Here is a 14,449-nt window from a genome sequence, read left to right as displayed (position 1 = left end):
CGGATACGCGAGCCTCCGCCAGAAATCTAGCAAGTCGTCGGTGGGTATTCGAGTCGCATCCGCACCGTCCTCAGCGACTCTGCAGCAGGGCATACTGCGCAGAGATCTTCTGGTGCAGATCCTGCAGCTGCTTGCCGAAGGCCTGCACGACGTACCGATCGACCTGGAACAGGCACAGATTCATCGTCCCCTTCGGATTCTGATCGGTCACTCCATCCGCGAAGCATTGGACATGGTCACCGAGCCCGGCGGGGGCGGCCGACAATTTCTGGTCGGACTTCAGCGGCTGCCATTTCGTCCACAGCCCCACCGCATCCTGGAGTGTCTTGGTCCGGAAGACGACGGCATCCCCGAAGGACACCAGATCGACGCCGTGCTGCTCCAACTCCGGCAGCGTCTCCGGGCTGGCATTCATCAGCGACACCGTGCCGCGACCACTGAAGAAACCATCGGGCTCCGCACGAATCGGCCGCTCCGGATTGCTGGGGATGGTGCGACCGAGCAAACCCTGTGGATCGAGCGGAATATGCGAGAGCTCGCCCGCCGGAGTCGGCTGAAATTTGTCGAGCAATGGAAGCTGCACATCGAGCATCTTCTCGACCTGCGATGTCAACGCGGGCAGATTTGGTGCGGAGGTATCGTCCACGACTTTGATGTAGATGACATACCGGTCGTGCACGGTCCACGAGCCGACGGAGGAGATATCCGGCCGCCAATGCGCGTAGGTATCCGGCTCGGCGATCGACACCGGCTGGTTGTCGTGGTTATAGGTGAAGTCGTCGTGCTCCAGGGTCGGTCCGACGGTGGATGCGGTCTGCGCGTCCGGGAACATCAGTACCGCGATGTTCAGAGTCCGCCGTTTGTCTTCGGGCGCGCCGCCGGTCTGCCATGCATTCACCCAGCCCGCCACCAGGTCTTTGGCGACTTCATCGAAGGTGTCGTTGATGACGAGACGGCCGAGAGTCTTGCGGTTGAGCAGGGTATGCGGCGCGGTACTCCACGCATCTTCGACATAGGAAGGATCGGCTTCGTAAGGCAGCGCAACGTAATCGGCCAGCCGTTGCGCCTCGCGCGTCCGAGCTTGCTTATCGCTCTTGGCATTACCCACTTGGCGTGGCTTGGTCTGGTAGTTGCCGACATCGAGCTTCGATACGTCGGGTTGTACGCGGACCGGCTGGCCGGTCACCTGGGCGCCACACCCTGACAACGCGGTCGTCAGCGCTGCGGCCCCGCACAGCGCCGCCATCCATCGAACGGCCGTCGGCTTCGTCGCGAGCTTCATGCCTCCCCTAACGCCCGTAAGCAAGTAACTTGTATTGCGCGGCGGCCTTTTGGTACGCCTCCTGCATATTGGTTCCCTGGACCCGCGCAACGTATCTGTCGTATGCGAGATAGCACACGGGCGGATACGTAAGCGAAGAGCTCTTCTTATCCTTGACGTCGAAACACTTGACGTCGGGCATATTCGGGGGTGCGTCGACCGGACGATATCCCTCGGCCTTCTGATCGATCATGGCGGCAATCAGGCGGACGGTGCTGCTCGAATCCCGTGTGCGATAGACCTTCTCACCGGCGTATGCGACCAGATCGACGCCCGCATCGTCGTAGGCGGCCTTGGCCAGCGCTGGGAAATTCTCCGAATGCAGCGCGACATGTCCGGGCATCAGCACGGTGCGATCGTTGCCGGATACGCTCTTCTGCCGCTCTTCGAGCGGTAGGGTCCGGCCGAGTAGTCCGTCGACATCCATTGGGAGGGAGGTGAGTCGATCGATCGGCGTCGGCGAGTAGTCCTTCAGCATTTCGATCTGTTCGGTGAAGGCCGCCTGGGTGAAAGCGATCAGTGGCGCGGTGTCGACCGGTTCGCTGACCGGATCATCGATATAGACGTAGACAAGCACGGCGTCGTGCACGAGAAATGAGTCGAGAGTTCGTTTGCTGGGTGACCATTTCGCACGAGCAGTCGGATGCCCAGGGATCGTTACGGTTTCGCCGGGCAGTACCTCGGCCTGGCGGTCCGCAAGGCGATGAGCCGCGGTTTCGGCCTTGCCCTTGTCGGTGAACCGGAGCGTGTCCATGATCACCGAGCGGCCGAGCCAGAAGGGGCTCCGGCGCTCACCCGTCGTCTCCCATCCGGCGACGAGTCCTTGGGCGAGATCGGGGAATTCCTTGCTATCGATCGACGAGATGGTCGCCGGGGATGTCAGGGTGGTCCGCCCATCGATGTTCGCCAGGCGTTGGAAAGCGAATTTCCCGTCTATATCGAAAGGTAGCGGTACGGAGTTTCCGAGCCGTACCGACTCCAGATAGCCCCCGGAGTCGGCATTGCGCGTTGTTTCCATATCGCGTGGTGTTGTCGGATAATTGCCGGAATCCAGTTTGGCGATGTCGATGGTCGGCGTGGTCGTGCCCTGGCTGTCGCCGCAGGCGGTGGTCGCCGCGATGGCGACAGCGAAAATGGCGTACAGACTGTGTCGCAAGCGCATGGTCGGACTCACTCACTCTTCGCCAGAATCGCGTACTGAGCGGCGGCACGCTGGTACAGCACCGGATCCACCGCCCCGGTGAACGTGCTCCCGACGACGACTGCCGCGTACCGCCCGTAGACCACAACGCAGTACTGGTCGAAACTTCGGGTGCCGTCCCGTTTATCCAGCTTGACGCACCGGATGTCGGACAGGCCCGACGGCGACGCCATGACCTCGTCGTTCTTACCGGTCTTGGCCAGCACGGATTGCAGGTGGAAGGCCCCGCGCAGATCGCGCGCACGGTAGATGACCGCGCCCCGGCGGCCGACCAGATCGACGCCGCTCTCGTCGAACGCCTTCTGCATTTCGATCGGATTGCGTTCGTAGTGCAGTTCTCCGGCCGGTTGGAAATAGCCGAAGTCGTCCTTGCCGATGAACGGGTCGGTGTGGTCCGGAGCCTCGGGCAGGGCTCGTCGCATGATGCTGTCCGGATCGGTCGGCAGGTCGAGCAGGTCGTCCATCGGTATCGGCTGCTGCTGATCCAATCGGGCGATCTGTAGGTCGATGACCTTTCCGATATTTTCCGCGATAGCGGCCTGGTTCGGTTGGGGCAGGGCGGTATTCACCAGGATGACGTACGGGCCGTGCGCCATGAACGAGGTGATGGTCTTGTCGTCAGTGGAAGAGGCTTTGGCATCCGGATGCCCAGGGATGGTCACCGGATGGCGGTCCCCATCGCTGTTGGTGAGTTGATCGAACTGGTCGGCCGCGGCTCGGCCCGCTGTGTCGGTCGGAAAGCGCAGCACCGCGATGATCAGCTTCTTGCGACTGCGGAGATTGTTGTTGGTGCCCGAAACATATACTCCGGCAAGGAGATTGTTGTCCTTCGCGACGGGACGATATCTCTCGGGCACGTAATTGTCGCCGACCATGGAATCGGCGTCGGACATGAGCCGTTGATTCCCGGTGTCGTAGATTTCGCTATCGATTTCGTATGGATGGACCAGGTAGTTGAGCATCCGACGCGCTTCGATCAGGCGCATTGCGGGAATGGTGCTGATGCCCGGGTCGTATGCCGTGGGCTCGGGGGTGTACACCCCCGTCTTCAACGCCGCCAGGTCCACCGGCGTCAGCCCCGGCCCCGGATGCCCCGTCACACTCCCGGCGCACCCCGCACTCACCACGGCCAGCAGCGCGACGAATCCGCCTCTGAACCTCATACCTCCCCCGTTCCCTCTCCCCGCTCGCATACTTCCCGCGGGATCCTACTCGACGCAAGCCGCCAGCACCGGGGGCTGGATTCGGGGCGGGGCCAGGGCATTGGCGGTTACCTGCCGAACGCCAGCAGTTCGTACTGTGCCGCGAGCTTTTGGTCGAGGTCTTGGCGCTGATCGGCGGTGATGGCGGCTACGTAGCGGTCATACGTTAGGTAGCAGATGAATTCGACGAGGTTGCGGGATTTGGTCGCGTCGTTGTCGAGCTTTTTCGAGCATTTTGCGGTGGGGAGGCCGGGTGGGCTGTCGGTGGGTTCGAAGAGGCCGGTGAGTTGGTCGAGGAAGCTTGCGGTGAGTCTGCTTGCGGCGGCGGGGCCGGCGGTGCGGTAGATCGACGAGTCGCTGTGGGCGATCAGGTCGACCTTGGCGTCGTCGAATGCACGCTTGCTGATATCGGGGCGTTCCTCGAGATGCAGGGCGGCGTGGGGGGTGTAGGCGCCGGTGATGTCGGCGTAACCCGCGGCGGGCTGGTTCGGCAGCGTTCGGGCGACCAAGCCATCGATATCGGCGGGTTCCTGTGCGACCTTGTCCGACGGTGTCGGGGTGTAGCCCTTCAGCAGATCGAATTGTTTGTCGAGCAGCTTCTCGGTGAAGTCGATCAGCGGGGCCGGATCCTTTGGGGTTGCGAGATAATTGCCGACGTAGGTGTAGAGCAGGTAGTCGTCGTGCGCGATCCAGGTTTGCACGGCATCGAATTCGCTCAGTGCGGATTTGGCGTTCGGATAGGCGGGAATCGAGAGCGGCCCTTTGCGGGGGTATGTGCCGTTCTTCTCATCGGAGAACACGTTCATGGCGGCGTTCGCCTGCGCGTTGTTCGAGAACCGTAGCAGGGTGAGATCGATGTTCAGCCCGAGCGAATTGTCTTTCCTGCGGTGCCCCGAAGCGGTCCAGCCCGCGACAAGACCGGGGGCCGCAGCGTCGAAGTTGTCGACGGATCCACCCAGCCAGCCATTTCGCGGCGGATTCTGCGGGGTGAACGGATGCAGGTAGAACGGTCGCTCGTTGTAGACCAGGCGACTATCCAGATCCATCATCAGTGGCACGAATTCGGCCAGCCGGATGGACTCCTGTACCGCACCGGTTTCCGCCGTTCGCTGCTTGTCGATATCGCGCGGCGTCGTCGGATAGTTTCCGGGCGCCAGCTTCGACACATCCACCGCGGGGGCGGGGTCGGCGGACCCGCCGCAGGCCGCGGTCATTGCCAGAGCGGTGGCAATGGCGAAGCAGAGCACGCCGTTTCGAAATCGGTGGTTCATCGGTGCGCTCACTGGGTCTTGGCCAGGATCGAATAGTGTGCGGCGGTCGCCTGGTACAGCGCCGGGTCGAATTGCCCGAGACCCTGTCCCCGGGAACCGAGCACCGCGACGTAGCGGTCGTACACGAGGATGCACAGATATTTGCTGTTGAAGATCGGCTCCGATTCGTCCAGCTTCAAGCAGCGCGCGTCGGGCAGACCCGGTGGGCTGCCGATCGCTTCGTCATCGGTGCCCAAGTGCGCCAAGGCGTTCTGGAGCCGAAATGATGCCGCGAGGTCACGGGTGCGGTAAAGGGTCGACTGGTTCTGTGCGACGAGATCGGTACCGGCTTCCTGCAGCGCCCGCTTCAGATCGGGGCCGTTGCGCTCGAAGTGCAATTGCCCGATGCCGTCATAGATGCCGACGTAGTTGTCCCGCGAGTACTCCCGTGTCTCCTTGGTCGGCGGCAGTGTGCGCCGCATGATCCCGTCGGGGTTCAGCGGCAGGTCGAGGATATCGTCCACCGGTGTCGGGACCATTCTGTCCAGCTCGGGAATCTGCAGGTCCAGCATTTTCTTGAATTGTGTCCCAAGGGCTTTCGGATCCGATTCCGGCATGGTGATCATGCTGAGCAGCACGAACGGACCATGTGCGAGGAAGATGTAGCCCTTCTTATCGTTGTCCGAGGAGGCCCGGATATCCGGATAGCCGTCGATCGCTACCGGGTGCCGCCCCGGTTTGAATTCATCGGTCGCCCGGTCGAATTCGCTGGCCGCGGTGCGTGCCGCGGCGTCGGACGGGAAGCGAAGTAGCGCAATGGCCAGATTCTTGATGCTGCGCAGGCTGTCGTTGGACCGCTGCGTGTACACCCCGGCGATGAAGTTGTTGCGCTCGACGACCGGCAGGTACTGACCGGGCAGTACACCGACGAAACCGTCGTCGAAGATCGAGGACGTCGCCTCCACCAGCCGGGTATCGACGAGGTGGCCGATATCGCTGTCGACGTCATAGGGCAGCACCAAATAGCCCAGCATGCGCCGGGATTCGATGCGGAAGACATCCGCCTTCTCGAAACCATCGGTAATGTAGTCCCGCGGTGCGGACGGATAGGGCCCGATATCGAGTCTCTTCGGATCCACCGCGGTCATGCCGGGTCCGGCGTGACCGGGAACCTCGGTGGCGCAGCTCGCGACAACGCCGACGACGAGCATCGCCACCGTCGCGGCGATCGCCGCTGTTCGAAGTTTCGATATCGCGGCGAATCTCACATCCCACCCGTCCGTTCTCGTTCCTCCGGGCGGATCCTACTTCACCTGGGCCTCGAGCACCGGGACCAGCTTTTCCAGCAGAACTGCTTCCGAATCCGTTGTCCAGTCGCGGATGGCACGCACGATTCGGGGGTCGTCGATGGCGATGACGGTGGCGGTGGAGTCGAGCAGTGTGCCGGGTAGTCCGCGCAGTCCGCCGGAACCGGAACCGGTGTCGCTGCGGATGGCCAGCACGTAGCCGGACTGGATCTTGCCGAAGACGGTGTACTGGTTGCTGACGGCGACCGGGCGGGGGGTCGGTTCGTCGCCGGTCCTGGTGAAGGCCGGGTTGTAGGTGAAGCCGAGGTCTTGCAGGAAGGCGGTCGGGTTGGACGGAGTGAGGAAGACCGCGTCCTGATTGTCGGTGATATCGACCATGGTCAGCTGCTTGCCCAGAAACTGCGGATGCTGTTTGCGGACTTCGTCTTTGGACAGTGCCGCGGTCGCCGCCGCGGGTGTCCGCTGATCGCCGGAGTTGGCCCAGATGCCGATCCCGACCGCGAGCGCGATCGTCACGACGGCCGCCGCGGCAATGGCGAGCCAGCGGCCGCGGGGCGCGGTGACCTGTGGGGTGGGTGGTTCGGGCCGCGGCGGGGCGGGTGTGAAGACCTGGATTGGGTAGGCGGGTGAGGTGTTCGTGCGGGCGGGGGCATGGCCGGATTTCAACGCATCGGTTGTGGCGTCGGTGAATTCGCGGCAGGTGCCGAACCGGTCTGCCGGATTCTTGGCCATGGCGATCGCGAGCACGTCGTCGATGGCGGGCGGCAGGCCTGGTCGCGTATCGGTCGCGCGCGGCGGAGGCTGTTGCAGATGGCCCATCATCGCCACGGTCGGCTGATCGGACGGGAACGGATTCCGGCCGGTGAGCAGCTTATAGAACGAGCACGCCAGACTGTAGATATCCGAGCGCGGACCGAGGTGGTGGCCGGATAGCTGTTCGGGGGAGGCGTAGGCGATGGTGGCGACGAAGGTGCCGGCCTGGGTGAGTTCGCTTGCGTCGTCGGCGGATTTGGCGACGCCGAAGTCGGCGAGCAGAACCCGCTCCTCATCGGTGTCATCGGTGGTCAGCAGGAAGTTCGCCGGTTTGATATCGCGGTGCAGCAGCCCTTTGCGGTGCGCGTAGTCCAGGCCCTTGCCGACGTCGGTGATGATCCGCAGTGCGCGCAGCGGATGCATGCCGTGCGGGTCGCGGGCGATTTCGGCGGCCGCATCGATGCCGGGCACGTACTGCATGGCGATCCACAGCTGACCGTATTCTTCACCGCGGTTGTAGACCGCGACGATATTCGGATGGTCGAGTCCCGCGGCGACATTGGCCTCGCGTTCGAACCGGGTCCGGAACTCGTGGTCGGCCGTGTGCTGGGCGCCGAGCACTTTGATGGCATCCTTGCGCGGCAGGCTGGGGTGCCGAGCCAGGTAGACCGTCCCCATACCGCCTGCGCCGATCTGCTTTTCGATGCGGTAGCCGCCGATGATGGTGCCGGGGCTCAGTGCCATGGCTGATCTCCTCTAACGGTTGTTCGCGAACAACGCGTACTGTGCGGCCGCCTGCTGCTGGGCGTCGCCGAGTTGATTCGCGCTGACGAAACCCACGTATGGGTGATATGCGACGATGCAGGTGAATCGCTTGCTGTTGGTACCGGATTCCTGGTTTTCCACACACGCCGAATCGGGCAGGCCGGGCGGTGCGGCGGCGTCGCGGGCGACCGCGGTCATGGTGACCCGATCCCGCACGACGGCGCGGGCGGCGGCGTCATCGGCCAACTGGATCACCGGGGTGCGTCCGAGCGCGGCGAACCGGCCGATGTTCCGCGCACCGAAACGGGTATCGGCGAGTTCGCGGTCCTTGGCGAAATGCAGCATGCCGTGACTGCCGCTGACGAATCCGTCGTCATCGTCGTATCCCGGTTTCAGCTGCTTGCTGTCGGGATCGAGCACCCGGTCGAGTAGCCGATCCGGATCCCATGGCAGGTCGATCGTCTGGGCCGCGGTCAGCGCGGGTAGCTGGTCGAGCTGGGCGAGTTGCAGGTCGTAGGCCCGGTCGGCGAGTGTGGTGAGCGCGTTCAGATCGGTTTCGGGTGTGCTGATGAGGAAGGCGACCACATAGGACCCGTGCGCCAGGACGGTCCGCAGCACGGGCGCGTCCGGCCGCCAATGCGATTGCGCCGCAGGATGTTTCGGCAACAATACGCGCTGATTGCTATCCTTGAAGGTCGCGAAGTCGGCCTCGTGGAACTCGGTCGCGGCGGTTGTGGCCCGATCCGCATCGGGGAACTGCATGACCATGGTCGCCGCGTACCTGGATTTCGCCGGGGACGGAACCGGCCAGCCCGGGAAGGCCAGCGAGGTCGACGCGTTATCGGATCCCTGGGATTCGAAACCGAACATCATCTTGTTGCGCTTGATGATCTGCTCGACCGCGGACCAGTCGCCGAGTTCGTCGGGTCGTCCGGGAATGGTGCCCGAGTGCATGCCGTACTTCATGGTCTTGTCGATCTCATATGCGGAGACGACATGGTCGGACAGCCGCATGGCGGCGACCTTGCCCATCTCGTAGAAGTTCGGGACGTAGGCGTCATCGTGTGCGTTGCGCGGCTCGGTCGGATATTTGCCGACATTGAGCTTGCGAACGTCGATTTCGGCGGGCAGTGCGGTCGGCGATACGGTCGTCCCGCACGCTCCGAGCAATATGGCGAGCGCGAGTGCGGCCGTGACCGCGAGGTAGCCGCGCAGCTTGCGAGTCATGCTCATTTGGCGTTCACCAGCAATGCGTATTGGGCCGAAATCCGTTGCTGCACATCATTGAGCTGGTCGGACCAGGTGTATCCGGTGTAGCGGTCGAAGGCCACCGCGCAGTAGAAGCGGATCACCGACTTGTCCCGACCGAGGTATTCCTGGCATCGGGCCTGCGGCAGATTCTTCGGCGCGGGCGCGGACCGGAACTTGCGGCTGGGGCCGACGAGCTCATCGCGCAATCTTCGGGCCCCAGCGGCATCGGCCGTTCGATACACCTCGGCGCTGTCGACGGCGAACCGGTCCACGCCGACGGCCTGGAATTTCGGAACGTCCTGCGCCGGTGCGGAACTGAAGTGTTCAGCGCCGCGAGCGCGGTAGGCACCGGGCGGATTCAGATTGAAATCCGCATCGAGTCGGGGCAGGGTGCGCCCCAGCATGCCGTCCAGATCGAGCTGCGCGCTCATGAGCTGGGCAGGCGGTGTCGGGGCGAATTCGCCGAGCGCCGGAACCGCCTTGTCCAGGCTCTGTGTCACGAGGGCGACGAGCGCGGGCAGGTCCTGTTCGTCGAGGAAGATCTTGCGGTAGTCGTAGACCCAGGTGTAGACGACCATCTTGCCGGTGGCAAAGAACGATCCGATGGACTGCTGGGTCGGGCGCCAATGTGCCTTGACGGCAGGATATCTCGGAATAGTGACCGGCTGGTTCGCGGCGGCGGCCGCCTCGAAGTCGGAGCGTTCCAACGCGATCGCCGCGTCTGCGGCCTTTTGCTCGTCCGGGAACTCCATGACCACATTCATCAGATCGGTGCCGCGATTGTCCTCCGCAGACGAACCGAAGCTGACGAAGCCGGTGATGAAATCCGGTGCCACCGCCTCGAATTCGTCCAGCTTGATGGCCCAGTGCAGATCCGAGGTCTTCGGGTCGAAGAAGATCCTCGAGCTGAAGTGCGGCGCGTACGCGAACCGTGGGTCGATCTCCCGCGGTGTCGGCACGAAATTCGCCAGCCGTTCGGCCTCGACGATCCGAGCCTGGTCGAGGTTCTTGGCCGCGCCGTAGTCACGCGGTTCGGTCGGGTAGTTGCCGACCTCGAGTGTGTTCAGGTCTACCGCGGGCTCCACGGCCGTGGTCGCCGCACTCTCGGATCCACATCCACCTAGCACCAATCCGACTGCGATCAGTGCGCAGGCAGCACGAACAGAATTTGGTCTCAAAGCGGTTTTCCCCCCGGGTCACAGTCTGACGGAATGCTACAACGGGGGGCCCGCCGATGCGTACCGCTGGGTCCGAGGACTCAGAGGCTGTTGGCGAACAGCGCGTACTGCGCGGTCACCTTCTGCCGCACATCCGATTCCCTATCGCTGGTGACCACACCGACATACCGCTTGTACCCGACGTAGCAGCGGTACTTGTACTGCCGCTCGGGATCGCCTTTGCTATTGAGCTGCAAGCATTTCGCGCCCGGTACATCCTTGGGTGCGTCGATGGGGTCGAAGGTGTCGCGCACCTCGGCCATCAGGCCATCGATGAACTTCTGCCCGGCCGGATAGTCGCGGACGCGGGTGACCGAGCCGTTGTCGACGATGGCGAATTTCTCGACCCCGACCTCGTCCACCAGCTGCTGGGTCTTGGTCTCGTCTTCGGCCGATTGGACGAAGTAGCTGGGTCCATAGACCGCGAAGTTATCGGCATTCGGGGTGTGGCCGCGCCGGTCGGCGACCACGACGCGGGCGAGCATGCTCTCCGGATCGACCTTCAGGTTGTTGAACTGGTCCTTCGGTGTGGCCTGGAATGTGTCCAGCGTGCGAACCTGGGCGTCGAGCGTCTTCTCCACCCAGCTCAGCAGGTCCGGGCCGTCCGCGCGGGGGCGTCCGACGAACAGCGAGATGACGAATTCCTTGTGCGCCATGAAGGTTCCGATATTGGGAATACCAGGGCGCCAATGAACATAGGCATCCGGGTATTTGTTCGACGGCAGTTTGCGGTTGTCGGGGGAGATATTGATATCGGCGTCTTCGAGTTCGCGGGCGGCGATTTTCGCGGTGGACTCGTCCGGGAACCGGAAGACCACAGTGGTGATCGCGGTGGTATCGGCCGAGGGCCGGGTCTGCCCGGGTGGATCGGGCTTATCCGATCCACTGGTGGCATATCCGGTGAGGTAGTTGCGGTTCACCAGTACCGGCTTCGATGCCGAGGCGACGTGTTCGACGGCGTCGTCGATGCTGCTCAGCACCTTGCCTTCACGGCCATAGGTGAGCGACGGGTCGATCTTCGTGGTCGCGACAACGGCCTCCGACATCCGCATGCCCTCGAGCAGCGCCCCGTGCGAGCCCGCGTCCTGGTCGTACCTGTGCCGCTCGACCGGATACGTGCCTATCTCCAGTTTGCGTACGTCCTGTTCCGCCGCCAGCGGCGTGCCCTGGACGCCACTGCATCCGGCCAGCACCCCGGCCAGCGCGGTACAAGCTACGGCAAACGCGATTCGCGAAGTCCTGACCATGGCAGACCCCTTTGTTCCTCCCGTTGTGCATCTGAAGTTACCGGACGGACGCCGGGGAGGGGGGCCTATGAGGGGTCGGTTGCAATACCCTTGGGTGTGTGGCGACAACCCTGCGATGCCTATACATAGGAGGCCGATTCCGTTGAAGGATCGGCAGGTTGAGGTTGTCGCCGGAAATCACGCCGTCGCCCGGGTCGCGGGTGCGGTGGTGCTCGTCGCACATCGTGGGCATGCCCGACCGACATCGGCCGCAACCGCCGTCATCGCACTGGAGTCACTGGCCGAACTCGTCCGCGAGGCCGCCGAACAGCATCCCGACGGCCCCGGCGCATTGGTCGCGCGCGCGGCAACCCGCTGGCTCATGAAATATGCCGAACAGATCAGTCCCGGTGAGCCAATCGATTTCGGCATCCTGTCCGCGGCCGAGACCGGCGGCGTGGCGGTCTTCCTGCACGGCGCGATCACGGCGGTGCTGGCCGGTGCCGGGACAGTCGAGCGCTACCGCGGCAGCGACGCCGCCTTCACAGTGGATCGGGTCGCGACGGTGCCCGCGCGGGCAGTCGCGTTATTCGTCGACGACCCCGAGGGCCGCATTCCCGAACTGCCCGCCGAGCGCGGGATCGGCTGGCTGGTGGAGGGAATCGCACAGGCGGGCGGCGCGATCGTCTGGTCCGACGCGGCGCGCGGCAGGTCCGCATCGGTGCCGTCCGAGGCCGCCCATCCACCACCGACCGCGCGCATCGATTCCGGCCCGACCCAAAGGCCGCACCCTGAACTGCAGCTGACCGAAACCAGGGCCTCGACCGCGATGCTCGATTCGGTCCAGGACCAGCAACCGGTCGACCCGCATCACGCGCCGACCCAAATGGGCGGCACCAATCCGGCCCCGCGTCCGGATCCGGATCTGCAGCGCCGACTGGAGGCCACCGCCAAGTCCACCGCGCTCACGGTCAAGGTGATGGGATTCAAGTGCGCGCGAGCCCATCCCAGCGATCCGCGCTCGGCCTTCTGCACGGTCTGCGGGATGCCGGTGGATCAGACGCAGCAGCTGATCGAGGTGGTGCGTCCGCCGCTCGGCATGCTGGTCCTCGACGACGGCATGACCTACATGCTGGCCGCGGACGCGGTGCTCGGTCGCGATCCGGAGCATTCCGAACAGGCGCGCCGCGGCATGGTGCCATTGAAGGTCGAGGACTCCTCGGGCGGCATGTCCCGCGCGCACGCCGAGGTGCTGCTGGTGAATTGGGATGTGTCCCTGGTGGATCGGGGATCGACCAATGGCACTCGCACCCGACTGCCCGGCTACCGCGACTGGATCCGCCTGACACCGCATCAGCCGATGGTGCTGGTGCCGGGCACCGAAGTCATGATCGGGAACCGAGTGCTGCGCTACGAACCCGCCGCCCCGCCGCCGTTCGGCTAGGAATACCGCGACGTGCAGGTGTGCTCGCCATTGAGCACCCCGGCGCGGAACGCGTCCACTCGGGAAAACCCACTCGGTACGGTCCTACCCTCGACATCGCTGGCCGCCAACCCATCGGCCAGCAGTCCGGATACCGCCTCGTCGAGATCGCCTGCGGCCAAGACGATATCGCCCTGCGCCTGGGTCCGCCCCGGTTGCGCGAGCTTGCCGGTGACCACACCCGACAGACAGGCCGCGCGCAGTCCGGCCTTGGCGCCCACGAGATCCTGGCCGTTGCTCTGCTGCACCGCGAGGGTATAGCGCGAGATGAAGACTACATAGCCGTTGTAGTCGCCGGTGACCTTGATCGGCAACGGATCCTTGTCGTCGGCATTCGAGGTGCCGCGCTGGGCGAGCGCGGGCACATCGGTCGCGATGGTGTTCTTGGCGGGACAGTAGGAGACCGGCGGTGTCGTGACGCCGTTCTTGCAGTCGATCTTCGCGCCGGAGTACTCATAGGTCGGCTCCGGCTTCAGCGGCAGGATCGTGGCGAGGGCCTTGCTGAGTTCGATCAGACTGTCCTTGTCGATCGGATTCTCACCGCGGCCCGGATCGTCCTTGAAGCTCTGCGGCAAATTGCCACGGCGGCGGGCGATCTCGTTCATATCAATGGCCTTGCAGGCCTTCGGACCGTCGGTGAAGCCGATCTGCACGGCCGTGACCCGCTCGAACGCCGAACCGTGCACGCTCTCGGGGTCATCGGGATTGGAATCGCGAATCGCGACCGTCGCGGCCAGCACCGAGTTCAGGCCATCGGAGGTGTTGATGGTGAAGTGCTTCGATTTGCCTTCGGCCACATGGCGAATGAACGCACCCGAGAAACAGTCTGCCTGCTGTTCCTTGACGATCACCGGATCCTTGGTCTGCACGATTTTGGCCAGCGTCTGGATGGCGTGCCCGTATTCATGGGCGAGCACCATGATCACCGCCATCTTGCCGAAGGTGTCCTCGATCGTCGGCAACAGCACCGAGCGGTCCCAGCCGATGGAGTTGTCCAATCGGCAGTAGGCGGCGTTCACCAGGTGATAGGTGGATTCCTTACAGAATTCCAGCGCCTGACTGCGCGGTGCCTTCGAGCTCCAGGAGATCAGCTTGTCGACCGGCTTGAACTCACCGTCGAAGTCCTTGCTGTATTCGGCGCGCCAATAGGTCTGAATATCCTCGATCGCGTTGAGTGCCAGCGCATCCACCTCACCGCTGTCGCCGTTGATCGCGGTGAGCGAGGTATCGGGGACGTTGGGGCGCGGTCCGCTCGGACCGCTCGTGGTGGGCAGTCCGGCGACCTTGAACGGATCGTCGTAGACCGAAACCGCATGACCGCTCACCTGACGAGTACAGCCCGCCAACATTGCGATTACGCAAAGCGCTGCGGTCAGGACTGCGGTCGCTCGGAGTTTCGGCAAGGCTCCCCCTAGTCGGCCGGTAGCGCGTTCATAACGGTCTCCGGATCGGGGTAAGAGGCGCATCGGGGGC

General features: G+C 63.9%; 11 protein-coding genes. 1 reads left to right on the top strand and 10 read right to left on the bottom strand.

Going from position 1 to position 14,449, the window contains the following annotated elements; all coding sequences use genetic code 11:
* Positions 1-70: 70 nt before the first annotated feature.
* The 9 genes from ABZW16_RS03645 to ABZW16_RS03605 form a co-directional block, all read right to left on the bottom strand.
* Complete coding sequence (locus tag ABZW16_RS03645) at positions 71-1,282, bottom strand: hypothetical protein (protein ID WP_354951758.1); 1,212 nt, start codon at positions 1,280-1,282, stop codon at positions 71-73.
* A gap of 7 nt (positions 1,283-1,289) precedes the next feature.
* Complete coding sequence (locus tag ABZW16_RS03640; protein WP_354951756.1) at positions 1,290-2,483, bottom strand: hypothetical protein; 1,194 nt, start codon at positions 2,481-2,483, stop codon at positions 1,290-1,292.
* A gap of 8 nt (positions 2,484-2,491) precedes the next feature.
* Entirely contained in the window at positions 2,492-3,685 is a 1,194-nt protein-coding gene (locus ABZW16_RS03635; protein ID WP_354951754.1) for a hypothetical protein, read from the bottom strand.
* Between the two features lie 107 nt (positions 3,686-3,792).
* Positions 3,793-4,995: a hypothetical protein gene (locus ABZW16_RS03630; protein ID WP_354951752.1), complete on the bottom strand. Its 1,203-nt coding sequence runs from the start codon at positions 4,993-4,995 to the stop codon at positions 3,793-3,795.
* Between the two features lie 8 nt (positions 4,996-5,003).
* The gene (locus ABZW16_RS03625) at positions 5,004-6,242 is read right to left on the bottom strand and encodes a hypothetical protein (RefSeq protein WP_354951750.1); all 1,239 of its coding nucleotides are present in this window, start codon (positions 6,240-6,242) and stop codon (positions 5,004-5,006) included.
* A gap of 36 nt (positions 6,243-6,278) precedes the next feature.
* The gene (locus tag ABZW16_RS03620; RefSeq protein ID WP_354951748.1) at positions 6,279-7,778 is read right to left on the bottom strand and encodes a serine/threonine-protein kinase; all 1,500 of its coding nucleotides are present in this window, start codon (positions 7,776-7,778) and stop codon (positions 6,279-6,281) included.
* Between the two features lie 12 nt (positions 7,779-7,790).
* Entirely contained in the window at positions 7,791-9,032 is a 1,242-nt protein-coding gene (locus ABZW16_RS03615; RefSeq protein WP_354951746.1) for a hypothetical protein, read from the bottom strand.
* Complete coding sequence (locus ABZW16_RS03610) at positions 9,029-10,135, bottom strand: hypothetical protein (RefSeq protein ID WP_354951744.1); 1,107 nt, start codon at positions 10,133-10,135, stop codon at positions 9,029-9,031. The genes ABZW16_RS03615 and ABZW16_RS03610 overlap by 4 nt, the downstream gene beginning before the upstream one ends.
* A gap of 173 nt (positions 10,136-10,308) precedes the next feature.
* The gene (locus ABZW16_RS03605; protein ID WP_354951742.1) at positions 10,309-11,514 is read right to left on the bottom strand and encodes a hypothetical protein; all 1,206 of its coding nucleotides are present in this window, start codon (positions 11,512-11,514) and stop codon (positions 10,309-10,311) included.
* A 142-nt stretch (positions 11,515-11,656) separates the two neighbouring features.
* Between ABZW16_RS03605 and ABZW16_RS03600 the strand changes: the two genes are divergently transcribed.
* Positions 11,657-12,937 carry an FHA domain-containing protein gene (locus tag ABZW16_RS03600; RefSeq protein ID WP_354951741.1) on the top strand — a complete coding sequence of 427 codons (1,281 nt, stop codon included), beginning with the start codon at positions 11,657-11,659 and terminating at the stop codon, positions 12,935-12,937.
* Here ABZW16_RS03600 and ABZW16_RS03595 read toward each other — a convergent pair.
* On the bottom strand, positions 12,934-14,379 hold the full coding sequence (locus ABZW16_RS03595; protein WP_354951740.1) for a metallopeptidase: 1,446 nt from the start codon (positions 14,377-14,379) through the stop codon (positions 12,934-12,936). The genes ABZW16_RS03600 and ABZW16_RS03595 overlap by 4 nt on opposite strands.
* Positions 14,380-14,449: the final 70 nt, after the last annotated feature.

Source organism: Nocardia sp. NPDC004604, assembly GCF_040609795.1.
Taxonomy (GTDB): domain Bacteria; phylum Actinomycetota; class Actinomycetes; order Mycobacteriales; family Mycobacteriaceae; genus Nocardia.
Note: the sequence above shows the minus strand (reverse complement) of the source record. Positions and strands in the feature narration are given on the sequence as shown.